Origin of the sequence: Pseudomonas cichorii, assembly GCF_019719005.1 — a bacterium.
In the GTDB taxonomy this organism is placed as follows: domain Bacteria; phylum Pseudomonadota; class Gammaproteobacteria; order Pseudomonadales; family Pseudomonadaceae; genus Aquipseudomonas; species Aquipseudomonas cichorii_E.
Window position 1 is genome coordinate 1 of the sequence record NZ_JAIGPJ010000054.1, and the last position, 23,630, is coordinate 23,630.

Below are 23,630 nucleotides of genomic sequence, written 5' to 3' on the forward strand. Positions count from 1 at the left end.
GCGGTTGCCACATGCTCAATCGGTAGAAGATTACGAAGCGCTGTTGCCGTGGAACTGCTCACCGGAAATGCCACGGTAAACGAACTGCCTATCTTGCGGTAGGTGGGGTTTGTGGAGCGGATACTTTTCACCCATCAATATTCGAACGTTTTGGACAAACCGACTTTTTCAATAGAATCGGCCAAAAGGCATCAGTCAGGCGTGTCTACGAAGCAAGGGGAGGTACAGTGTCCCGTTAAATCCACACTCGACAACAGCAATTCATTTCATCTATGATGAGTTGAAGATAGGTCTTACAGCAAAATCTATTTTAGTTATCAATAGAAATGGTAGTTTTACCCCAATCTTCTTGCCACTCCAACAGACTGTAACTATTCCCTGAAGTTTTATCTATCACAGCCAGTTTAGCTATTCTTCCCTCGTCGACCTCACTACATCCTTTAGGCCCTACTGCAAGACCGCATGCCACGTCGCTTTTACCCATTTTATCAGCCAAAGAAGTGCTAGTAACTACTAAAAAACGGGCCGGGGATAATGCACTCAACTCGAATGTTCGAGAATGCGACCAGCGCCCATCACTAATACCGACATCAAGGATCGGCGCAAAAACCCAATCGGGCTGAAACAACCTGATAAGCTCATCAGATATAGGCTTCGCTTGAACGTCCTGACATATCAGCATTATGCAACGTCCAAATCCATCTATATCAGCAATGACAACCTCTTCGCCGGAAGCATTATCTTCTAACAAATGACGCCCATCATCTGGAACATTCAAATTTAAATCCCGAGCTCTGTGTTGATCTATACCAGCCTGCCAGAATTTTCGTTGCTTCCAAATAACAGTACCCAAGCCGTTTACAACACGGCCCTCATTCCAAGCCTGACCGTCATCTACATCTTCAGTATGCCCTGTACCAGCTAATAAAAGTCTATGCCTACCGGGATCCAATCGAATTTTCTCAACAAGCTTTAGTGAGTCCGCAACTGAAACAACTAATTCGGGCGCGATTGCTATATCTGCGTAGCCAATACTCCTCAAAGTGGTAGCAATAGAACTCGCAACATCCAACTTCGGCGAAACTTTGTAGTCTATAAAATTACTAGCAGAAGTAGATCTTTGGGTAAGAACCATATCCTCTGACTTTTCGGCGACTGGAATGAAAGCAATAATTTCCTGACCTGTCCTACGGCCAGGCTTCACCCCAGATACAATACTACTGCTCTTTGCAACATGACGTACGTCAAGCGCTATCATTTCGTTATGTAAAATACAAGGAACAACAGACAAAGCACTGAACCTATCAGAAAAGCTAGTGGCACTACTCGCATATTCTGGTCTAGGTAATCGAACCAATGGCCCCCTAGGAACAACCTTATAGCCACCCTCCTCAAAATAACAACCTTGTATTATTCGTTTAGCCTTCAGCGATCTAGCCCAGTGCTTCATATCAAAATCGACTATATCCATACTCGGATGCAAAAGAGCCCTAGGGTGAATACAGTATAAAAACGCATCTATCTCCCGAAGAACCTCAAGTACCAATCCTTTGAACGCACCATTGGTAGAATCTTCCAATAGCAATTTTATCGCCGAGCAGGCCTCAAGCTCATTTCCATTTAGCAAGGCACTCCTTACCGACTCATTGAATTTTGGGTCAGGCCTCATTACCCCGGATACTATGCTGGGCCTCCACTTGCAGGCTGTCATCCAGAGCTCAAGATAAAGACTAATCGGAGTTGTAGAGGTTAAATTCAATTTTCGTCACCAAAATCTATTTTTAAGTTTTGAGGACGTTTAGAAAATAGACGACCTTCTTTTATGTTTGTGGAGATATCAACATCAACACCTGCTCTTTCCATCAAACTGTAGAAATAAATCAGCCGTTCTGTAATGACTGCCTGTTGCTTCTCCCCTACTGTTTGACGTCGCCGCTCAAGGGATTTGAGAACTTTGGATACCATGTCTGAAAATTCTGAACAAATGAAAATTACACGCTCATGCATCCCCAAAACAAGCAGCGCCTCTACCAACTGAGACAGACAGTGTATAAATCCACTAGCAACACTTGGATGACGACCGTGATAGTTAATGAAATACATCCTGCTTCGCGTATCAGAAATATTTAATACCGTTTCACAAAACACTAAAACTTTTGCTGGATCATCAGAACTTCTTAAAATAGCCCGAGACAAAGACGAAAACTTCACCACTGTACGTTGAGCCATGCCAGCCATAGCAACTGCAAGTAACGCATGGCGAGCAGCATCTTTTGCGTTAATTACTAAATGTGGCAACTCTGCTAACCGCGCATGGAGCTCGAATCGCAGACGACTCATTTCGTCCCGAACTTCAACATTTTCCGCATATGCTGCGTTCAATCCTCTCTCAAAAGTTTGACGCGCCGCTTCTATATTCTGCTTACCAATTTCTATATCGCCATGTAGTAAAAACACATCTACTTGGGCCTCACCCAAAGAGCTTATTTGATCCAGCGCCAATTTAGATGATGAATTAATAAGATCTTTAATTAGGGACTGAATTTCACCAATCGTTTGCATAGACAAGTCCCAATCAGACTGATTGATAAATACTCTACAAGCTTTCCGACGAAAGTCGATCCTACGCAATCTCATAGTCACTTGACCATAACTAGACATCAATATGTCAAGCTCTTCTAGCAAAGCTAACTCTTCCTCGCCGCCTAGGAAAAATGAAAACTCTACCAACTCCTCTAGCTTATCTATAAGAAGCACTTTCCAAGCATCGGGATCCAATAAACTCAGTGCCCTAAGCAAATCCAGTACACGATTTTTTATGCTCGACGCTTCAAATGGATCATCAGACATTTCACTAATTGGCTCACTTGAGTTAATTAGTGCAATAACATAATCTGAATCTAACGCTTCGTCATTCATAACAGCATTATAAGCACTCTCAACCAATTGCTGAAGCTCAGAAATAGCTCGCTCTGGCTCAGCCTCTTTTAAGTTAATTAAGTACTCAACCGTTGCATGCCTAGCAACAAGCCTGCTTTTAATTAACGCGACAACATCCACCCCTAAATTTGGAACAGAAAGCTCATCCCCAACAAGAACAGAGGCAAGCTTAAGATAGTTAAATGTTAAAAGATCAAAACTTGGATCTGCGGCAACAAATGGAGATAGAGTTTCATAAAATGGAACATCTTCATAAGCAGGGATGGATAAGTTTTTAATATCATCCTGGATCGAAAGAGGTGAAAACCCACCAACTTTTGTGAGCTCGGCAATAGCTCTTGCCTTAGCATCACTTCCCTCAGAGGTTTCGCCACGTGCTACACGCATGGGGACTGCACGTAAGAATATTTCGTCTTTACGCTTGTCTCGGATAGAAGCAGCAACTCTTGCCACACCATCAATATTTTGCCGATTCAAAACCAAGCACAATGCCACCTCATCAGGAATCTGCATCGTGCATATACCCGCAACATCTGCGAACCCAGTTCGACTATCTATTAAAATTAGATCATATTTTTCTTTTGACCACTTCCTTAAAGACTCAAGTACAAAACCGCCGCCTTTTTCTTCAAAAAATTCCGTCCAAGAAAACCTTGCTAGAGCTTCTTCATAGGTTACATCTTGGTCTCGTCCCACCATGCGGCCGCCCGCACTTATATAGTCTAGCTGCACAGGAAACGAGAATAGCTCATCCGAAATTAGCGAATGAACTTTTTCCTCATAAGCAGCACCTGAAGACATATTAAGAAAATGCTTTTCTAACTCAGAATCAGACAAACCATCTATTAATCCCGAATTCCAATCCCATAGAATGTCGAGCAAGCCCGATGCTTCTTTTATGTCTTTTGCGTCTGTGGATTGAAGTAATCCTCTAAAGTAGTACGCCAACCCTGGCGCTTCTAAATCCCAGTCCATAACCAGTACTTTCTTACCGTTGATAGCGGCTAAAAAAGCGACGTTTGCCATTGACATGGTACGCCCTACACCACCCTTATAAGAGTAGAAAGTTACGATTTTTCCAGGCTGCTTATTTTTCATTACCTTCTCGCCCCTCCAAAATTTTGGAAGGCATTCATATGTGAATCAAGATTAGAAGTTGCGCATTTAATTTTTTGCACGGCAGCAGGTGTAATTTTTTTTTCTGCGGCCCTAGGATGAGCTTCCTCAAGAATAGACATTGCGGATGGTGTAATAAAATTTAAAACACTGACGCCATTTCTTCGAAAGTCAGTTATGCCAAGCTGGCGCAACCTCTTTAAGCGACGACTTACATTCTCAACTGTTTGACTTACTCTTTCGGACAACTCGACGTTAGTCTTCTCCCCATCCCTCATTTCAGTGAGATATTTTAGGTTAACGCTGTCCGACATAGCTTCTAAAAATTTCTTACTCACTTTATGCTCTAAAGCAGAAGAAGCCAAAAGCTGAGCAAAGCTGACCTGTCCTAAAATGTAACTCGTACGATTACAAATATCAGTAAATTCATCACCTAGCACTGAATCAACTGATGTTTTTGGAGCGCGCTTAATTAAGCTCTCAAAAAGAAAAATCAACTCATCTGAAACTTGCTCCAACCCGTCTCTAGTTGGGCTTAACATTGCACTTTCTAGGTAATCAGCAATAACCGGACCAATTTCGGCGCTTATGCCCAAAACCCCAGCCGGATCAGAAGCTAGCTCTTCGAAAAATCCCTTCGTCGTCGTCTCCATTTTTCACCTCTCATCATGATTTAGGGACTATAGGCCTGCATCAATAAATGATCAATGATTGCGAATTGACCCGCGACGTGATCAAGCCATAGCACAAGCAAATCCTGCGCCAAAAATCTGATCTTTTGTCCAAAATACAATGCATTGGGACCCTTAGCCAGTGAACATCCCTTTAGCTTACCCGTATCGGATAAAGACAATCCGTACTACACCCCCCCAAACCCACACGACTTTTCCCTTTCTCTCGAACGAAATTTCCTAGAAAATCCCACCCCCTTGCGCCCACCCAGTCAGGCCACTAATGTGCGTCGGTCGCTGCATCGCAGTGATCGGGTTTAGTCGCCCAATTGTGTTAGGCGCATGGTGTCACCAGAGTCAGATGATTTTTTCGTCTGCACATTATGGTGGCCGTGCCCAGGGCACCTTCGGGTGCGCCGGATCCTAACGCCCGGTCGACTAACCTGTGCACGGCTGCCACCTTTCGTTTAGTCGCGACAGGAGACAGCATTCTCTTAGCGTTAGGAATCTCCGACATGCTCAATGCCGAACCCGCTTTACCTCTTGATCGCCCTTCCCTTTCCAGCCCGAACACCACGCTTGAACAATCCCTGAGCTACGCCTCGGAACTGCTCAGTTGCGCTGCCGCCACCGCTTATGAAAGCAGTGACCATTTGAGTGGCACGCAGCGGCATCTGGCTCTTTCCGTTGTGCATCTGGTGGAGTTGGCCAAGACAGTGGTTGATCGTTCTCTGTGCGGGATTGAAGTGCGCTGAAATCAATTTGTGGAAGGCAGCTTGCTGGCGACTTCAGTGTACAGGCGCAGAATATCTGCCGGTTTCAAGGCTTTTTCGCCAGCAAGCTGCCTCCCACACGTTTTGTGTGTGCCTTGACTGATCGGCATTAGTCATACGTTCTCATTATCCGATCGGGTAAACGAATACCGATCAATATCAGACCTAAGCTGCCAACCCTGGCTGTGCCAATAGCTGGCAGCTATTGAGTTGGTCTTGAAAACATCGAGATGACATTTAAGTATTCCGTGTTTCTCAAGACTCGAAAGACAATGCTCTACCAACGCATTTGCTATGCCTTGCCGCCGATACTGGGGAAGGACAACCAGATGCTGCAAATATCCTCTGCGACCGTCATGTCCACACATGATGCAAGCGCAGAGAACAGTTCCGACTTCCGCAACGAAGCTCATCCCGGGATTTCGTTCTAAGTATCTGGAGGTGGATTCACGAGAATCAGCATCACGCAAGGAGATGCCTGGAGTACGCTTCATGAGGTCGATGACCGCGTCGTAATCGTCCATGGTCATGACACGTATAGTGAACATTGATTGGGCCGTCTTATTAGCTGACTGGCCCGGCAGACTAGCAGAAGCCGCCTGGAAATTACTGCGCCGATTCGTGTAATCGAAGCGTAGCCCGCCCCTTCAATTGCCAGAAACAAGAAGCCCGGCGAACCGGGCTTTCTAAAGCTGGAAGCTGATTATTTAGCAGTTTTCAGCTTGATAACATCGCCGGATACGGTGGTGGTGTAGCCGTTCAGGACCAGCCTCATGCACCTGTGATTACAGAGTTATCAAAACTCCAACTGCGCCGAAAAAGCCATAGTCCGCGGATCTCCCAGATAACTTGTATTGAGCCAATACTTCTTGTCCGTCAGGTTGCTCACATTCGCCCGCAGGGTCAGGCTGTTGTCGCCCAGCGGCAGGCGGTAGCGGGCTCCGGCGTCGAATGTGGTGAAGGCTGGCAAGGTGTAGTTGTTGGCTTCGTCGGCGTATTGCTTGCCGGTGTAGAACGCACCGCCGGTTATGGCAAAGCCTGGTGCGGAGGCGATGTCGTATTCGGCATAGACCTTGGCCAGTTTTTTGGCCACGTTGATGGGTGAGTTGCCGTCGTTTGCAGAGGTGGCACTCTTTTTCACTTCGGGATCAAGCAGGGTAAGGCCGCTGACGAGCGTCAATTGCGGGGTAACTTTGCCCGTAACGCTGAACTCCAGGCCATTGTTCTCCTGCAGGCCGTCCGCGACGTAAAGACGCGCCGTGTTGCGGAAGGCGTTGGGCTTTTCGATGTTGAACAGCGCCAGCGTCACCAGTGTGTCGCCGAGGCTGGCCTTGGCTCCGATTTCGTATTGTTCGCTGATCTGCGGCGCCAGGGCGGTCCCGGCGTTGATTGCGTTGGCGGGTGCGACACTGCCACTTTGCAAACCTTCGATGTAGGTGGCATAGGTGGTCAGCCAGGGCACTGGCTTGTAGATCAGCGACACGCTGGGTGAGGTCAGGCTTTTGTCATATTCGGTTTTGCGCGGTGTGGTGGTCGTTGTGGCGAAGTTATTGGTGTAGGCGATGATCTGGGTATGGGTTGCGCCGAGAATGGTCGACCACTGTTCGTTGAATGTGATGATGTCGCCGATCAACAGGTTGCGAGTGTCGCTGGTACTGGAGAGGTGCCGGGCACCATGCCCGATGGAATAACCCGGCTTGCTCACCTGCGGCTGCTGGCTGAGCGATACGGCGCTGCCGGTCACTGAGGTTTGTTGCTGACTCGGGGTATGGTCGGTGTACATCAGGGTGCGTGCGGTATTGCCCTGATAGCCCAGCGTCAACTTGTGATCCAGCGAACCGGTCGCAAACTGCGAGTCGAGGAACAGGTAGCCTGAGTACTCGCGGGTTTCCAGAGGGGCAAAAGCAAACAGCGGTTGTGTATACACGCCTGGCGCATCGATCTGCGGGCCGGTGTAGGTGTATTCCTGGGTGTATTGCTGTGCGGCAAAGGCTGCACGCAGGCTGAACGTGTCGTTCAAGCGCCATTTGGCCCGCACGCCCGCCTTGTCGGTCTGGTTGTCGGAGAAGGCCCATTTCTGGCTGTAAAGCTTGTCGGTATCCAGTGATGAAGCGCTTGGGCGATACGCTTCGTTGGCGAAGAACCAATAGCTGGTCAGGCCGCGGGTCTGGCTTTCCTTGTGAGAGGCGTCGAACTGGATCTGCAGGTCGTCGTTGACGTTCCAGTCCAGTGCCAGGCTGACCATCTGCCGACGACGCTTCTGCAGGTCGAGGGCGGTTTCGCCATCCTGAGTCAGGACGTTGAGTCGGTACGCGAATTTGCCTTCGCTATCGATGGGGCCGCCGAAGTCGCCGTGCAGGTAGTAGTTTTCGCCACCCGCATTGCCGAGTGTGACGCTGTTGTAGCGCTCATAGGTCGGCCGTTTGAGCACGTAGTTGGCCAACCCGCCTGGGGACGCCGGACCATACAGGAAACCGGTGAGGCCGGTTACCACTTCCAGTTGTTCGGTGTCTTCGATGAAGTTGCCGCCATCGGCAAGTGTGCTGAAGCGCAGGCCGTCGTTGGCGATGTTCAGGCTGGACGAGCCGCCGAAACCGCGAATGGTGATAGCACTGGCGTAGCCGGCGGTTTTCGGGGAGTAAAGCTGGGCGAAGGGGTTGCGTTTGAATACGTCGTCGGTCGAGGTGGCCTGCATGTTCTTGAGCAGCGCCTGGGAGGTCACGCTCATGGAGTAAGGCGTGTCTTGCAGTTTCATGCCGCCCAGAGCGCCGACATTGCTGATGTTTTCGCTCACATAGCCTGAGGCTTCCGAACCTTCGGCCGTGGTGCGGGCGTTGATATCGACATTGGGCATCGTTAGCGTGCCAGCCTCGGTACTGACTTTAACCAACCCATACACCCGATCGCCCAGTTGCACAGCCTCAAGCCCGGAACCGGCCAGCAGTCTGGCGAGGCCTTGCTCCGCGCTGTAATCACCCTCCAATCCCGGTGAGCTCAAGCCCTGAGCCAGCTCCGGGGCGAATTGCACAGTGATTTTCGCCTGCGAACTGAAACCGGCCAGCGCCTGGGACAGGCTCGCTGCCTGGACGTTGTAATACCGTGTCGCCCCGTCTGCCTGGGCACACAGCGGCTGGGCGGCCAGGGCAAGAGTCAGCAATGACAATGCGAGCCTGTTGCGTGTGGTTGCACACGGGATACGGGGATGAGCCATGGAGCAAAATGTCCTTTGGTGATTACAGATTCACTACTAAGGACGAGCACCGTGAAAAAACGGGCCAAAAAGACGGTGTGAAAAAATCACGCTTTGCTCACCGTCACCCAATAGCGGGTTCGATAACTCACTGTCACCGGGAGCGTGGTCGGCAACGCGGCGAGAATGGCGTCGCTGTTGTCGAGCTGAAAGCCGCCACTGATCCGCAACGCCGAGGCGCTGTCGTCACAGTGCAGCCGACCGGGGCGATAACGGTTCAGTTCCTGGAGGAAGTCGCTCAGCGGCAAGTTCTCAGCCACTAGTTCGCCTTGGGTCCAGCGGGTAGCCAGCTCGCTGGCCGGCCGTAAAGGGCCGAAGGCGTCAACGCTGAAAGACACTTGCTCGCCTGACTCTACAACGTGTGACGCGGTGTGCGCAGGCGTGGCCCGAACCCGGCCTTGCAGCACCGCCAGCTGTGTGGTGCCACTGAGCTGGCGCACACTGAAGCGCGTCCCCAAAGGCTCCATGAGCCCTTGTTCACTGGCCACCCGTAGAGGGCGTGTATCGACGCCGGTGCTGATCAATATCTCGCCGCGCACCAAGCGGATCAACCGCTGCCCGGCATCGAATCGCACGTCAATGGCGCTGTCGGTGTTGAGGTCGACCACGCTTCCGTCAGCGAGTGTCAGTTGCTGCCGTTCGCCTGTGCGGGTGCGGTAGTCGGCCATCCAGCCCTGCTCGTTGCCAAAGCGGTAGCCAAGGTAGACGGCGGGAGACATGGCGGCCAAAACAAGCAGCGTCTTCAAGGCCTGACGTCGTTCGCGATTGAGGGTGCCCATGGCGATGGCGGGCGGCAGACCGCCGAGCTGTTGTTGCACATGCTGCACCCGCTGCCAGGCGCGCTCATGTTCGGGGTCGGTCGCACGCCAGCGCGCACAGGCCTGCTGTTGCGCCGGGTTCAGTGGCTGCTCATGCATCAGCACAAGCCAATGGGCGGCCTGGCGTGCGACGTCACGACTGATCGGGGCCTGCGCGGACATTAAAACGACACGTCGCTCAGGATGCAGGCTTCAAAGGCAGTGGCCATATGGCGCTTGACCGTGCGCTCGCCAATGCCCAGCTCGCGGGCGATCTGCACATAGGTCAGGCCATCGATCTGTGCCAGTAGAAATACCGCCCGCACGACGGGCTTCAAGCGGTCGAGCAAGGCGTCGAGCTGGAACAGGGTTTCGCGCATCTGCCATTGCTCTTCCGGCGACAGGGCAAAAGCCTCGGGCATCGTGGCGAGCATGTCGAGATAGGCCCGCTCCAGGGACTGGCGACGGAAATAGTCGCACACCAGCCGCTGACCCACCGTCGCCAGATAGGCTCGTGGGCGGTCCAGAGTCAGGGTTTCGCCGGTTCTGCGCTGGGAAGTGAGGATGCGCAGGAAAGTATCCTGCGCCAGATCCGCCGCCTGGCTGTTGCAACCCAGGCGACGATAAAGCCAGCCCGTCAGCCAGCTATTGTGCTCTGCATAGAGAAGCCCTATACGATCCTCGCCCACGACTTGCCTCCCCAAAGAAGCGGCGATAATAATTGATAATGATTCTCATATCAATGCGAGTCCGTGGGGCGCCCAGACAGCAGAAATGCCTTTGAGCAAGCCGCTTGACTTAGAGCGCACTCAAAGTATTAACGTGTGGGGTGCCTGGACGAGAAGGTGGATATGAAGATAGGTGAACTGGCTGAACGCTCGGGGCTTTCGGCACACACGATTCGTTATTACGAGCGCATTGGATTGCTTCCTTATGCCAGACGCGACGGGTCGAGCCAGCGTAACTATGACGCATCGATTCTGGTCTGGATCGAATTTCTTGGTCGCTTGAAAAACACCGGGATGCCGATTAAGGAAATGCTGCGCTATGCAAGCCTGCGCGAGCGCGGTATCGAAACGGAAGCCGAACGTTGCGAAATGCTTGAACAACATCGTGAGTCCGTACATGCCAAAGTGGCCGAACTCTCAGCCTGCCTGCTCGTCCTCGATACCAAGATCGCCGGTTATGGCGATCAAGCACAGAGGATCAATGAATATGACACCCCACCGCCCCTACGCAGACGAAAGTCGACTGGAACGAGGTAAACGGGCACTTGCCGAAATCGACGGCGAAGCCGGGCATAAAGTGATTGCCGCACTCACCGATATTGCCCCCGATTTTGCCACTTACCTGTTCGAGTTTCCCTTTGGCGACATCTACTCGCGCCCCGGCTTGAGTGTACGGGATCGGGAGATTGCTACAGTCGCAGCGTTAGCCGCCATGGGCACCGCAACGCCGCAACTGAAAGTGCATATTGAAGCGGCTCTGAATGTCGGGCTTTCACAGGCAGAAATCACCGAAATACTGATGCAGATGGCGGTTTATGCAGGTTTTCCTGCTGCGCTCAACGGATTGTGTGCGGCCAAGGAAGTCTTTGCAGGCCGGCCCGAGTGAGGTATTGAGATGTCGCATAAGTCCAGGATTATGCGGCAGCTCTTCCAATCAAGGTCAATGAACTACTTTATAGGAGGCAACTTGCTGGCGACTTTGGCTTTCAGGCGCTGAAAATGTGTTGCCTGTAAGCAGGTCGTCGCGGCCAAGGCCCCTCCCACAAGTGACAGTTATGCCTTGACTGGTCGGCACCTCACCCAAACATCCCCACCACCTGCCATGGCACCATCTTCGTCACCATGATCAGCACGATAACGAACATGCCCGCAAACCCCAGTACGCCCATCCAGAACCACTTCCGGTAGATCGACTGATACGCGGCTCCCAGCTCTGCACCCGAGTGAACCGCTGCCATAGCCATGGCCTGCAATTGTTTTTGCAGGACCAGCACCGGCAGCCAGAGTGAGCCGACGCACAGGAAAATCACCAGCGAGGTCAGGACCCATTCCGTGGTCAGGGGCAGGCCCATGAGCCGGGTCAGCAGGTAGCCGGTGATGATCTGTACAAACCCCGCTGGGGTAGTAATCCAGGTGTCGAAGCACACCACCATTCTGGCGACATGGGCGATGACGTGCGGGTTCGCGGTGCGGCTGGCGGCGATCAGGTACAGGTAAGAACCCATGCCGAAACCAAACAGGAAAATCGCCGCAATGATGTGGGTGTACTTCAGGAGAAGGTAAGTCATCGGTCAGCGCTGCTTGTCAGAAAACTGCACTGACATGTGGATATTCAAAGGCTCGTTGATCGCCGCCAAGTACTCGTCAACGGTGATCTCACCCACGCAGGCTCGGGCACCAGGTTCAGGCCTGTAGCCACGATTGACCTTTTCCATCAGGGCGACAGCTGCGCAACTGGGGATTTCCGGCCCCTTGTCATTGGAGGCCGTCAATTGCACGGTCATCAAGAGTGGCCTGGCGTCATGGTCAAGGCCGTGCACATCGATGAACATCGCACTTTTGCCATCACCAAAACCCTCGAACCTCGTCCCCCAACGATGCAGCCTCGCGGCCCATGCTGGAACGGAACGAATCAAACCCACTTTTACCGCTAGAGCCAGCAAGTAGTTGGCAACGCCTCCGAGTTTCAAACCCGATCCGGCCTTGAAGCTCAGGTTCCTGGCACCATAGCGCCCGGCAAAGATATCCATGTCAGGCACATCGACATTGGCCAGAAGCCGGGTGCCCATCATCGGCATCTTGCGCAAGGTCAGGCCCTGCCAGCCGGGGACGGGATGCACCTGCCCTTTCCTGAGCTGGTTGATCGGTTTGCCGGCGTAAGCCAGCACGCCTTCGATAGTCGACAGGCCCGGCATTTTCGCCGAGGACGTGATGCCGTGGTTGATGGTGTCGATGCGGGTAAAGCGATGGCGGTGTTCATCGATGATGGCCGAAGACAGCGAAGGCACCGAGCTGCAACCACTGAAGATCGCCACGCCTGCCGCCCTGGCTCGCGCATCGAGCGCTGCAATGTCGTTGACGAAGTGGCGGCAGTCGGACAAATCGCAGTAATTGACCCCGGCCTCGATACAGGACTCGGCAATGGCATAGGATTGCCCCTGAAACGGGCCAGCCGTGTGAATCACCCACTGGATGCCCATTTGCAGCAGAGCGGGTTTCAAGTCAGCGCCCATGGCGTTGCCGCACCAGCCTTGCACGGCCTTGCCTGACTGCCGCCCAACTGCCTCGACCTTATGAGCCAGCTTTTGAGCATCACGCCCTGTAATGACCAGTTCGATATCGGGTACAGCAGCGAGATGACGGCAAATGATGCTGCCGAAATTTCCATAACCGCCGACCACCATCACCCTGAGCGCCATGCACCACGTCCCTATATCCATTGATTGATGCGGCGGCAGCTTCGCTGATATTGCACAGGCGTTCAAGCTGAGAGGATCGCCGCCCGCGCCCACGATCGGATGGGAGACAGTGCACTTCAGAGCCAACGTATAGCCAAAGGCTTACACGAGCCGGAGACAATTCGCTCTTTTTGCCTATCGTGAAGCCTCGTATTATTGGATCCAACAACTGGTGAACAAGGAGTTCGCCAGGATCAAGGACGATCGACCATGGCCCGGAGGGCTGCCGACAGGGAGTTGGAATGGTCTTTGGAAAAACCCGCTTCGGCGGGTTTTTATTTGCCTGCAGAAAAGTGACCCTGATGGCTCAGCGCCTCATCTCCCTCACTGCAAACCTGCAGGGACCGTCTCTTGAGCGGATTCAGCAGCCATTTTCAATCGGTCAGCCTTGCAGATGTATTTAGGCTTGCTCTTGGGTGCCAATTTGGCACTGGCCTTCTTGGCGTGAGCCTTCAATAGCTGCTGGATCTTTTTACGACGATTCATGTTTTCTACTCAGCGTGTGAACACGTGAATGATATCAGCTTGAGGTATCGGACCAGAGCCCTGAAGAGCCGGTTGATCATAGGCCATGGAAAATTTCACAGCCAACGTATAGCCAAAGGCTTACACGAGCCGAGGACAACTCGCTCTTTTTACCCTTCACGAAGGCTCGTATTATTGGATCCAACAACTGGTGAACAGGGAGTTCGCCAGGATCAAGGACGATCGACCATGGCCCGGAGGGCTGCCGGCAGGGAGTTGGAATGGTCTTTGGAAAAACCCGCTTCGGCGGGTTTTTATTTGCCTGTAGAAAAGTGAAAGCCGGTTTTCAGCAAGCGGTCACCTCGCCTCTCCCGAAACAAGGTTCAGTGAGCACACAGCCGATTTCGGTGTGAGCATCACGTCATACCAGGCCTGCAAATCCTTTCAAGCCGAATGACGCGACGCCGGGATTATCCAATCCTGTGCATAGCGCCTTGCAGCCTCTTGCGATGCGGCAGAAGACGCTCCCGAATAGAATAAGCCGACTCCAACATAATACGAAAACTTCAAGTTACAGACTTGGCTGATAGCTCAAGAAAACCAACGCGCCCTGCTTTTGGCAATACATGCACTTTTAATGCAGTCATTAACATTGACTTTATATAAACCACCCACCTCTATCATTTAACAGAGAAGTCATACTATGAACTTATTTAAATCCACGTTACTCATGTTTTCAATATTGATTCTGGCCGCCTGTTCCACACAGCCTCCGGCTATCAAAAAGGGTGAATCCGTCGTTCATCTACAGGCGCAGACCGGCAATGAAATGACCGCCAGGCGGCTGGATCAGGAGCGCGCCCAAAGCCTGACGCAGTTCCAGGTATCGGAAGGGAAACACGAACTGGAGTTGGGCCTTGTGCAAATGGGCTACCAACAAAGTCAGCGCCGTTGCGTGGCGACTCTCGCTTATGACAACTTCATGGCTGACCAGCGTTATACATTGATTGAGAAAAACTCTGGCGCGGATCTGCACATAGCGCTTATCGACAGCGATGGCAAAAAACTGACCCAAACCAGACAAGTAGCATGCCTGTAATCAAGCAAAGCCTTCTCCCTTATAAAGCCAAGCGGACCACCGCTCTGGCATCCCACACCCAGGATGGAGCAGGGAATTTTCAGGCAACGTATAGCCAAAGACTTACACGAACTGAGGACAATTCGCTCTTTTTGCCCTTCGCGAAGCCTCGTAAGATTGGATCCAACAACTGGTGAACAGGAAGTTCGCCAGGATCAAGGATGATCGACCATGGCCCGGAGGGCTGCCGGCAGGGAGTTGGAATGGTCTTTGGAAAACCCGCTTCGGCGGGTTTTTATTTGCCTGTAGAAAACATCGCATTTACGCAGGCACCAGCGTCTCCAGCAGCCACGACCCTGCCGGTCCCAGGCTGCGCTGGCGTGACCAGATCACATCCACCGCCGAACTGCGCGGCCAGCCGGGCACCTTGAGTTCCTTCAGCAGCCCACTGGCGTAGCGCGACACCAGCCAGCGCGGCAAAGCCGACCAGCCAAAGCCGAATCCCGCCATGTCCATCAACAACAGATAATTGGGCGCCGACCAGTTGCTGTAGCCACTGGTCGGCAAGTCGTCGGTGGGGATGCTGTGGTCAATCAAGGTATTGAGGCGCAGCGCCCGGTATTCGGACAGTTGCTGATAATTGACCTGCTCCAGCGCAGCAAGCGGATGGGTGTGGGCGACGAACAGACCGAAGTCCGCACGCTCGACAATGGTCGCGTGGCCGATTTCCGGCGGGTAGCTCGCCTGTGCCGACAGCAGTCCCAGAGACGCCCTGCCCGACTGGATCAGGTTGATCGCATCGCCGTGCTCGGCAAACACGCACTCCAGCTCCAGTTCGGGAAAGCGCTGGTCCAGTTCCGTCATACGCACTTCGAACTCAGAAAACTGGTTGGCATCGGACAGCACCAGAGTCAGGCGCGGCTCGGCACCTGCCGCCAGACGCCCGGCGGTGCGGCGCAAGCGATCCGAAGCACTGAGCACATCTTCGACGCGCCCCAGCATGGCCTTGCCCGCTTCGGTCAGGACCGGCTGACGGGTGGAACGGTCGAACAGTTCCACCCCAAGATCGATTTCCAGCCGGGCAATGGCTTCGCTGATGGTGGACTGGCTCTTGCCCAGACGACGGGCGGCGGCGCTGAAAGAACCCAGTTCGACAATCTGGGCAAAGGCTTCGAGGGCTTCGGGTGAAAAACTCATGGGCATCCTTCTATCGGTTTTCCCGATGGAAACGATTTTCACTTTAGCGCAATGACCGATGAAAATGCAGCCTCCTATGACCACAGAGGTGAGATTTGCCATGGAACAGACAAGTCAGAGCACTGCCGAATCAACGAACGTGCCTGTCAAATCGCTCAGAGAGCGCATCCTGCATGCACTGCTCTTCGAGCTGATTGGTCTGATCATCTGTGCGCCATTGCTGGCCTGGATCATGGATGAGTCGCTGGGCAAGATGGGCGCCCTGACGGTGATGATTTCCACCGCAGCGATGCTCTGGAACATGCTGTTCAATGCCCTCTTCGACCGCATCCGGCGCAAGACAGGCTTTGCCATGACCTTCACGGCCCGGGCGATGCATGCCGTGTGTTTCGAGGGCGGTCTGATTCTGGCCATCGTGCCGCTGGCCGCCTGGTGGCTGTCCATCAGCATGATGCAGGCCTTCTGGCTGGATATTGGCGTGCTGCTGTTTTTCCTGCCTTACACCATGCTGTTCAACTGGGCCTACGACCTCGTGCGCGAGCGGGTCATGCAGCGCCGTCTGTCCAGAGACGGCTTGGCCTCACGGTCCTGAATGCATTTGCCGTTGGATTGCAGTGAAGGGGTTCGGGCACAATCATCGGCCCACAGTGACGATAAGGTCTGCCCGACATGACCACGGAAATTCTCAAACTGGCTGCCTTCAGCGATGGCGATCAAGGCGGCAACCCGGCAGGCGTATGGATTGGTGATGCACTGCCCGATGAAAGCACCATGCAGCGCATTGCCGCCGAGGTCGGCTTTTCGGAAACGGCTTTCGCCGCTCCGCTTGATGGCGGCTGGCGAGTGCGTTATTTCTCGCCACTGGCTGAAGTGCCCTTCTGCGGCCATGCCACCATTGCCCTGGGCGCTGCACTGGCCGGGCAGCAAGGCGACGGGCTGTTCAATCTCACCCTCAATCAGGCGCAGATCACGGTCGAAGGCCATGCCCGTGGCGAACTGACCTCAGCCGCTCTGCAATCGCCCCCTACTCACAGCAAAGCCATCAGCCCGCTATTGCTGGAAGAAGCCCTGGCGCTGTTCGGCTATGAGCGCAGTGATCTGGATGAGCGCATTCCACCTGCGGCGATCAATGGCGGAGCCGGGCATCTGGTGCTGGCGCTCAACAGTCGCTCAAAGCTCAAGGCCATGCAGTACGACCAGGAAGCCGGACGTCAGTTGATGGTGCGCGAAGGCTGGGCAACCATCGTGCTGGTGTTTGCCGAAACCGAGCAGTTCTTCCATACCCGCAATCCGTTCGCCTTCGGCGGTGTCTACGAAGACCCGGCCACCGGCGCAGCAACGGCAGCGCTGGGCGGTTACCTGCGTGATATCGGCTGGCCCCACGGTGGCGTCATCGACATTCTGCAAGGCGAAGATATGGGCAGCCCATCACGCCTGCGCGCCGAAATCCCGGAGCAGATCGGCAGTTCGATCCGAGTGTCGGGCATGGCGCGCAAGCTGTAGGTTGTAAACGTCTCAGGTCTTGAGCTGGCTGCCACTGATCGCCACCCCCAGCAACATCACGGCAACGATCATGAACGCCAGCTCCAGGCTGCTGACATGGGCAATGAAGCCGATGGCAGCCGGCCCGACCAGAATCCCGGCGTAACCGACCGTGGTGATGGCCGGGATTGCGACGCTTTCCGGCATGGTGGTCTGCCGACCAACTGCGCTGTAGCAGACTGGTACGATATTCGAGCAACCGGCCCCCACCAGCGCATAGCCCAGCAAGGCCGCTTCCCAGGCTGGCACCAGCGTGGCAATCGCCAGACCACTGGCGGCGCACAGCCCGCCCAGAATGATGATCCGGTTGGAACCGACACGCCGCACGACAGCATCGCCAAACAGACGCCCCAAGGTCATGGTCACGGCAAATACGGCGTAACCCAGCCCGGCGTAGGACGTTTCAACACCCCGCAGCGAGCTGAGGAACACCGCGCTCCAGTCGAGCATCGCCCCTTCGGCGAGAAACACGGTGAAGCACAGCAGGCCGATAAACAGCACCACGCCACGGGGAATCGCGAAGGCAGGCCCCTCGGACTTGCTGCCATAAGGCAACAGATGCGGCGCGGCCTTGGCCAGTGCGGCAAGTGTCAGCACAACCACCACCAGCATCGCCACCAGCGGCGAAGCCCCCAGGGTCAGCAAGATGCTGACGCCACCGGCCCCGACAATACCGCCCAGGCTGAACAGGCCATGAAAGCCCGACATCATGGTCTTGCCGCTGGCCCGCTCGACAATGACCGCCTGAATATTGGCCGTGCAATCCACGCCGCCCATGCTCGCACCGAACAGAAACAGGGTCGCCACCAGCAGCGGCAGGCTGGAAACCGTGGCCAGTAAAGGCAGGCACAGACAGATCAACAAGGTCGAAATAACCAGCAAGCGGCGGCAGCCGTAACGCGACGCCAACGCACCCGCCAGTGGCATGGACAGAATCGAGCCCATGCCCAGACACAGCAACAACAAACCCAGCGTGCCGTCATCCAGACCGATCCGGGCCTTGGCATAAGGAACCAGAGGTGCCCAGGAGGCGACGCTGAAACCTGCAATGAAAAACGCTATCCGGGTGGAAGACTGCTCCTGCCGGGCCTTTGCTATCGGGGCCTCGTGGCTGAAAGAGGTCATGCAAGCTCCTTGAGAACACCAGACAGAATCGTGCTGGCGAGCCCGACAGCCTAGCAAAGTCAGAGACTATTGCAGACCGTGTAGGAGCGAATTCATTCGCGAGAAGTTCGCGAATGAATTCGCTCCTTGCAGCAGAAATACTCCAGCTATTTTCAAACCTTCGCACTAGACTACGCACCTTTGCAGTGCATCCCGCTCGCCCATCCATCAAAGAGGCCGCTGTGTATAAAGGTGTCGTGCTGTCGGTCATGGCGTCGGTGTTGTTCGCCGTCATGTACTTCTATACCTCACTGATGACACCGCTGACCGGCGAGGAAATCTTCGGTTGGCGCATGTTGCTGACCGTGCCGTGCGCCACTCTGTTCATGCTGGTCAGTGGCGACTGGAAGCTGGTGCGGGCACTGGCCGGGCGCATCTGGCGTCAGCCGCTGCTGGTGTTTGGCATCCTGCTGTCTTCGCTGCTGCTGGGCGCGCAACTGCTGATCTTCATGTGGGCGCCATTGCACGGGCGCAGCCTGGAAGTGTCCCTGGGTTATTTCCTGCTGCCGCTGACCATGATCGCCACGGGCCGTATCGTGTACGGCGAACATCTGTCGCATCTGCAGAAGATCGCCGCTTCGCTAGCCCTGATCGGCGTGAGCCACGAACTGTGGCGGCTGGGCAGTTTTTCCTGGGAAACCCTGCTGGTAGCGCTGGGTTATCCGCTCTACTTCGTCCTGCGACGCAAGCTCAAGACCGATAACCTGGGCGGGCTGTGGTTCGACATGCTGTTCATGCTGCCCATCGGCCTGTGGTTTATTGCCAATGGCAATCCGATGGCGGCTCAGGCCGAACCCAAACTCTACTTTCTGATCCCGTTGCTGGGCATCATCAGCGCCTCGGCCCTGATCAGCTACATCCTTTCCAGCCGCATTCTGCCGTTCAGTCTGTTCGGCCTGCTCAGCTATGTGGAGCCCGTACTGCTGGTGTGTGTCGCGCTGCTGCTGGGTGAAAGCATTGGCCGTGATGAATGGCTGACCTACCTGCCGATCTGGCTGGCCGTCGTGGTGCTGGTCATCGAAGGCGCCCGGCATATGCTGGCACAGCGTCGTCGGGATGCTGCCTGAGCGCCTGACTGATCAATGCCCGGTAAAACGCTCCAGTTGCATTTCCTGCAAGCGACTGAGAGTGCGGCGAAAGGCAAATGATAGATAACCCTGGGTGTACAACTCATCCATGGAAGTCTGCGCCTCGATATACAGCGGGATACGCCGGTCGTAGCACTCGTCCACTAGGGCAATGAAGCGCCGCACGCCGTCGTCGTTGGGTGACAGTTGCGGCAATTGCCGATCCCCCGCCGCCACTTGCTCGACACCGTCTTCGGTACCACGGGCAATCTTCGATTCACGCTGGGCGGCGCTCAAGGCCGGGACTTCGCTGAGCAGAATCGCCGAGAAGCGATCGCACAACGCAATGAAATCCATGGCCGCCAGCGGTTGTTCGCACAGGTCGCGATAGCGGCACCAGACCGTCGTGTCGGTGTGCTGCACCACGTTGATGCTGCGATAACCGAGCATTACCTGCGAATCATAGGCTGTCTGCCCTCCGCTCAAAGCCTTGAAGATATCCCCCAGCGCACTGGCTTGTCCGGGTTCAGCCACCCAGTAACGCTGGTGCAACTGGCCGGGATGCAAGCGATGATCTTCGCCGCCGTCCACCGTCACCACATCCATGTAATGCTGAATCGCGGCAATGGCAGGCAGAAAGCGCTCGCGGTTATGGCCGTGGCTGTACAACTGCTCCGGTGGCTGGTTGGAGGTACAGACCAGCACCACGCCTTCCTCGAACATCACCTGCAACAAGCCGCCAAGAATCACCGCATCGCCGATATCGGTGACAAACAGCTCATCGAAACACAGCACCCGCACCTCGCGGCCCAACTCCTGAGCCACGACTTTCAACGGCTGGGCCGTGCCCATCAGCTCGAACATGCGCTTGTGGACCCAGCGCATGAAGTGATGAAAATGCTGACGCCGGGCCGGCACGCTCAGGCTCTCGAAAAAACGGTCCATCAGCCAGGTCTTGCCGCGCCCGACCGGCCCCCACAGATAAACGCCTCGAGGTTTCGCGCCTTTCTGCGCCAGCGCCACATAGCACGCCTGCAATTGTCGGGCAGCCTGAAGTTGCGCCTCGTCAGGCTGAAAACCACGCTGGACCGCTCGTTCATAAGCATCCAGAGGAGACACGACATCCATCGAAAACGCACCTTAGACTTGGAGAAAATTTGCCAGCATATAGAAGCACGAGGCAGATGATAGTCGCTCATGACGACTTTTTAACTGGTCGGTCAAACGCAGATTTCGTAACATCTGCACCCTTCTTTTGTATGCCGACGGCTGTGACGCAGTACGTTCGTCCTCAGGTAAGTCATGAAACCACTCCGTATGCGCACTGAAGTCCTGGCCGGACTCACCACTTCCTTTGCCCTGGTGCCCGAGTGCATCGCCTTCGCCCTGGTGGCGCATCTCAACCCGCTGATGGGCCTTTATGGCGCGTTCATCATCTGCACCCTGACCGCCCTGTTCGGCGGGCGACCGGGGATGATTTCCGGCGCGGCAGGTTCCATGGCCGTGGTGATCGTGGCGCTGGTGGTGCAACACGGCGCGCAGTACCTGCTCGCCACGGTGATACTGGGCGGGTTGATCATGATCGCCTTCGGCCTGCTGCGCCTGGGCAAGCTGGTGCGCATGGTGCCGTACTCGGTCATGCTCGGCTTCGTCAACGGCCTGGCGATTGTCATTGCCCTGGCGCAAATGGAGCACTTCAAGAGCGGCGAAGCCTGGCTCAGCGGCAATAGCCTGTACCTGATGCTAGGGCTGGTTGCCCTGACCATGGCCATTGTCTATCTGCTGCCCCGCCTGACCCGCGCCGTGCCGCCCGCGCTGGTGGCGATCCTCAGTGTCGGTCTGCTGGTGTACCTGCTGGAACTGCCGACCCGCACCCTGGGCGACATGGCGCACATTGCCGGTGGCCTGCCGTCACTGGCCTTGCCGGATATCCCGTGGAACCTGGAAACCCTGCAGATCGTGATGCCCTATGCCGTGCTGATGGCGATAGTTGGCCTGCTGGAAACCCTGCTGACCCTGAACCTCACCGATGAAATCACCGAAACCCGTGGCCATTCCAACCGCGAGTGCATGGCCCTGGGCGCGGCCAACATGGTGTCCGGTTTCTGCGGCGGCATGGGCGGTTGCGCGATGATCGGCCAGACCGCCATCAACCTCAGTTCCGGCGGGCGTGGTCGACTGTCCGGCGTGGTGGCGGGCGTGATGATCCTGATGTTCGTGCTGTTTCTGTCGCCGCTGATCGAGCGCATCCCGCTGGCGGCGCTGGTGGGCGTGATGTTCGTGGTGTCCCAGCAGACCTTTGCCTGGGCCTCGTTGCGGGTCCTGCACAAGATCCCCGTGAACGACGTACTGGCGATCATCGCCGTAACCATCGTCACCGTGCTCACCGATCTGGCTGCCGCCGTCGTGTTCGGCGTCATCATCGCAGCCCTCAACTTTGCCTGGCAGCAGGCCCGCGAGCTTTACGCCGACACGCACCTGGAACAGGACGGCAGCAAGATTTACCTGATGCATGGCACCCTGTTCTTCGCGTCCACCGCACGCTTTCTCAACCAGTTCGACCCGGCCAGTGACCCGCAGGCTGTCACCGTTGACTGCCGTCACCTGAACTTCGTCGACTACTCGGCCATTGCCGCACTCAAAACCCTGCGCGAACGCTACAGCAATGCCGGTAAACACCTGCGCGTAATCCATCTGTCCGAACGCTGCAAGAAACTGCTCAAGCGCGCCGGAGCCCATGACCACTGAGCAATCTGAAACACATGGGTCATATCTTGAGAAAGAACGTTTATTGAGCCCTTTCGTGCAAATGGTAGGGTCTGCGCCCTCAGCGAAGACGAGGAAGCTTTAAATGCAATGGACCCAGACATGTGTTGCATCGGTACTGCTGCTCATGGCCAGCAGCGTCGCCGTTGCCGAGAGCAAGACGCCGGATCTTGATAAAACCGTGCATGCCGAAGTCATGAGCGTCATGCAGCAGTACAACATCCCCGGCATGGCCATTGCCGTCACCGATAATGGCCAGCGGCGCTTCTATGAATACGGGGTTTCGTCCAGAGACATCCAGGAGAAAGTCAGCAACGACACGCTGTTTGAACTGGGCTCGATCAGCAAGCTCTTCACCGCAACCCTGGCCACCTGGGCTCAAGCCAACGGCCAGCTTTCCCTGACAGACAGCATCGACACCTACGTGCCGCAGTTGTACGGCAGCCGGTTGGGCAAGGTGCCGCTTTTCCACTTGGGCACCCATACCGCCGGTGGCTTTCCATTGCAGTTTCCCGAAGCGATACGGGACAACGGGCAGATGATGAGTTACTTCAAGGCCTGGCAACCGCACTACCTGCCGGGTGCTCACCGCAGCTATGCCAACCCCAGTATCGGCTTGCTGGGCATGATAGCGGCCAGCAGCATGAAGCTGCCGTTCAACACAGCGATGGAGCAACATCTGTTCCCGGCTCTGGGCATGACCAACAGCTACCTCGATGTGCCCGCCAACCGGCAGTCCTGGTATGCGCGGGGTTACAACAAGCAGGACGAGCCCGTCAGGCTCAACCCCGGCGTGCTGGCCGCCGAAGCCTATGGCATGAAGTCCGGCAGCGGTGACCTGATCCGTTTTGTCGAAGCGAACATGGGCATTGTGCAGACAGCGCCTGCGCTGCAACGCGCCCTCGCCGATACCCGAACCGGCTACTTCACATCCGGCCCCATGACCCAGGACCTGATCTGGGAGCAGTACACACTCCCCGTCAGACTGGAGACGCTGCTTGAAGGCAACTCCAGCAAGATGGCCTATGAAACCCAGCCCGCCACCGCCTTGAATCCCCCCCTTGCTGCGCAGCAAGACGTCTGGATCAACAAGACCGGTTCAACCAATGGCTTTGGTGGATACATCGCGTTTGTACCCGGCAAGAAGCTCGGCATCGTGATCCTTGCCAACAAGAACTACCCCAATGAAGCACGGGTTCGCATGGCGTATCGCATCCTCAATCAACTGGGCTGCTGCTCGCTACCAAAGAGCTGAACAGCAACCCCGGTAGATACTCTGTTCACGGTCAAGCTTTTAGCCGGTATTTTTCGCTAAAAAGCTTGGCCGTGTCGAAGTCT

General features: G+C 55.1%; 22 protein-coding genes. 9 read left to right on the forward strand and 13 right to left on the reverse strand.

All coding sequences use genetic code 11. The features are described from left to right. Positions 1-310 precede the first annotated feature (310 nt). The 3 genes from K5D32_RS24615 to K5D32_RS24625 form a co-directional block, all read right to left on the reverse strand. Positions 311-1,627 carry a hypothetical protein gene (locus K5D32_RS24615; protein ID WP_221602155.1) on the reverse strand — a complete coding sequence of 439 codons (1,317 nt, stop codon included), beginning with the start codon at positions 1,625-1,627 and terminating at the stop codon, positions 311-313. A 128-nt stretch (positions 1,628-1,755) separates the two neighbouring features. Then, entirely contained in the window at positions 1,756-4,038 is a 2,283-nt protein-coding gene (locus K5D32_RS24620; protein ID WP_221602157.1) for a KGGVGR-motif variant AAA ATPase, read from the reverse strand. After that, positions 4,038-4,709 (reverse strand): winged helix-turn-helix domain-containing protein, encoded by a 672-nt coding sequence (locus K5D32_RS24625; protein ID WP_221602159.1) that lies wholly within the window; start codon positions 4,707-4,709, stop codon positions 4,038-4,040. Before K5D32_RS24625 ends, K5D32_RS24620 begins: the two co-directional genes overlap by 1 nt. A gap of 533 nt (positions 4,710-5,242) precedes the next feature. Here K5D32_RS24625 and K5D32_RS24630 point away from each other — a divergent pair. Further along, a complete protein-coding gene (locus K5D32_RS24630; protein ID WP_221602161.1) occupies positions 5,243-5,482 on the forward strand; it encodes a DUF6124 family protein in 240 nt (79 codons plus the stop codon). Between the two features lie 131 nt (positions 5,483-5,613). On the opposite strand, the gene K5D32_RS24635 is transcribed toward K5D32_RS24630, so the two are convergent. The 4 genes from K5D32_RS24635 to K5D32_RS24650 all read right to left on the reverse strand — a co-directional run bounded on the left by K5D32_RS24635 (position 5,614) and on the right by K5D32_RS24650 (position 10,236). Continuing rightward, a complete protein-coding gene (locus K5D32_RS24635) occupies positions 5,614-6,048 on the reverse strand; it encodes a GNAT family N-acetyltransferase (protein ID WP_221602163.1) in 435 nt (144 codons plus the stop codon). A 248-nt stretch (positions 6,049-6,296) separates the two neighbouring features. Then, complete coding sequence (locus K5D32_RS24640; protein ID WP_221602166.1) at positions 6,297-8,711, reverse strand: TonB-dependent receptor; 2,415 nt, start codon at positions 8,709-8,711, stop codon at positions 6,297-6,299. A gap of 86 nt (positions 8,712-8,797) precedes the next feature. Continuing rightward, on the reverse strand, positions 8,798-9,730 hold the full coding sequence (locus tag K5D32_RS24645; RefSeq protein WP_221594626.1) for a FecR domain-containing protein: 933 nt from the start codon (positions 9,728-9,730) through the stop codon (positions 8,798-8,800). Next, positions 9,730-10,236 (reverse strand): sigma-70 family RNA polymerase sigma factor, encoded by a 507-nt coding sequence (locus K5D32_RS24650; RefSeq protein WP_311775796.1) that lies wholly within the window; start codon positions 10,234-10,236, stop codon positions 9,730-9,732. The genes K5D32_RS24645 and K5D32_RS24650 overlap by 1 nt, the downstream gene beginning before the upstream one ends. 162 nt (positions 10,237-10,398) lie before the next feature. On the opposite strand from K5D32_RS24650, the gene K5D32_RS24655 reads away from it, so the two are divergent. Together K5D32_RS24655 and K5D32_RS24660 are read left to right on the forward strand one after the other, a co-directional pair. Continuing rightward, positions 10,399-10,812: a MerR family transcriptional regulator gene (locus K5D32_RS24655; RefSeq protein ID WP_221575750.1), complete on the forward strand. Its 414-nt coding sequence runs from the start codon at positions 10,399-10,401 to the stop codon at positions 10,810-10,812. Further along, on the forward strand, positions 10,733-11,161 hold the full coding sequence (locus K5D32_RS24660) for a carboxymuconolactone decarboxylase family protein (RefSeq protein WP_409372893.1): 429 nt from the start codon (positions 10,733-10,735) through the stop codon (positions 11,159-11,161). The genes K5D32_RS24655 and K5D32_RS24660 overlap by 80 nt, the downstream gene beginning before the upstream one ends. A 190-nt stretch (positions 11,162-11,351) precedes the next feature. Here the strand turns inward: K5D32_RS24660 and K5D32_RS24665 are convergent, their stop codons facing one another. The 3 genes from K5D32_RS24665 to K5D32_RS24675 all read right to left on the reverse strand — a co-directional run bounded on the left by K5D32_RS24665 (position 11,352) and on the right by K5D32_RS24675 (position 13,499). Continuing rightward, positions 11,352-11,843 carry a DUF2269 domain-containing protein gene (locus K5D32_RS24665; RefSeq protein ID WP_221602170.1) on the reverse strand — a complete coding sequence of 164 codons (492 nt, stop codon included), beginning with the start codon at positions 11,841-11,843 and terminating at the stop codon, positions 11,352-11,354. A gap of 3 nt (positions 11,844-11,846) precedes the next feature. Beyond that, the gene (locus tag K5D32_RS24670) at positions 11,847-12,974 is read right to left on the reverse strand and encodes a saccharopine dehydrogenase NADP-binding domain-containing protein (protein WP_221602171.1); all 1,128 of its coding nucleotides are present in this window, start codon (positions 12,972-12,974) and stop codon (positions 11,847-11,849) included. A gap of 363 nt (positions 12,975-13,337) precedes the next feature. Beyond that, entirely contained in the window at positions 13,338-13,499 is a 162-nt protein-coding gene (locus K5D32_RS24675; protein WP_221575746.1) for a DUF2986 domain-containing protein, read from the reverse strand. A gap of 682 nt (positions 13,500-14,181) precedes the next feature. Here K5D32_RS24675 and K5D32_RS24680 point away from each other — a divergent pair. Further along, positions 14,182-14,577, forward strand: a complete 396-nt coding sequence (locus K5D32_RS24680; protein WP_260407522.1) for a hypothetical protein — start codon at positions 14,182-14,184, stop codon at positions 14,575-14,577. A gap of 300 nt (positions 14,578-14,877) precedes the next feature. Here K5D32_RS24680 and K5D32_RS24685 read toward each other — a convergent pair whose 3' ends face one another. After that, complete coding sequence (locus K5D32_RS24685; protein WP_221575745.1) at positions 14,878-15,753, reverse strand: LysR family transcriptional regulator; 876 nt, start codon at positions 15,751-15,753, stop codon at positions 14,878-14,880. Between the two features lie 100 nt (positions 15,754-15,853). Here K5D32_RS24685 and K5D32_RS24690 point away from each other — a divergent pair, with 100 nt between their 5' ends. Both K5D32_RS24690 and K5D32_RS24695 read left to right on the forward strand, forming a co-directional pair. Continuing rightward, positions 15,854-16,345, forward strand: a complete 492-nt coding sequence (locus K5D32_RS24690; RefSeq protein WP_221594633.1) for a multidrug/biocide efflux PACE transporter — start codon at positions 15,854-15,856, stop codon at positions 16,343-16,345. Positions 16,346-16,422: 77 nt separating this feature from the next. Continuing rightward, a complete protein-coding gene (locus K5D32_RS24695) occupies positions 16,423-17,256 on the forward strand; it encodes a PhzF family phenazine biosynthesis protein (protein ID WP_221602173.1) in 834 nt (277 codons plus the stop codon). Positions 17,257-17,268: 12 nt separating this feature from the next. On the opposite strand, the gene K5D32_RS24700 is transcribed toward K5D32_RS24695, so the two are convergent. After that, entirely contained in the window at positions 17,269-18,420 is a 1,152-nt protein-coding gene (locus K5D32_RS24700) for an MFS transporter (protein WP_221594635.1), read from the reverse strand. Positions 18,421-18,641: 221 nt separating this feature from the next. On the opposite strand from K5D32_RS24700, the gene rarD reads away from it, so the two are divergent. Next, positions 18,642-19,526, forward strand: coding sequence for an EamA family transporter RarD (gene rarD, locus K5D32_RS24705; RefSeq protein ID WP_221575741.1), 885 nt, complete (start codon positions 18,642-18,644; stop codon positions 19,524-19,526). A gap of 12 nt (positions 19,527-19,538) precedes the next feature. On the opposite strand, the gene zapE is transcribed toward rarD, so the two are convergent. Further along, positions 19,539-20,654 carry a cell division protein ZapE gene (gene zapE / locus K5D32_RS24710; protein ID WP_221575740.1) on the reverse strand — a complete coding sequence of 372 codons (1,116 nt, stop codon included), beginning with the start codon at positions 20,652-20,654 and terminating at the stop codon, positions 19,539-19,541. A 174-nt stretch (positions 20,655-20,828) separates the two neighbouring features. Between zapE and K5D32_RS24715 the strand changes: the two genes are divergently transcribed. Together K5D32_RS24715 and ampC are read left to right on the forward strand one after the other, a co-directional pair. Beyond that, positions 20,829-22,274, forward strand: a complete 1,446-nt coding sequence (locus K5D32_RS24715; RefSeq protein ID WP_221594638.1) for a SulP family inorganic anion transporter — start codon at positions 20,829-20,831, stop codon at positions 22,272-22,274. Between the two features lie 103 nt (positions 22,275-22,377). Then, a complete protein-coding gene (gene ampC, locus K5D32_RS24720) occupies positions 22,378-23,547 on the forward strand; it encodes a class C beta-lactamase (RefSeq protein WP_221602175.1) in 1,170 nt (389 codons plus the stop codon). Positions 23,548-23,630 lie beyond the last annotated feature (83 nt).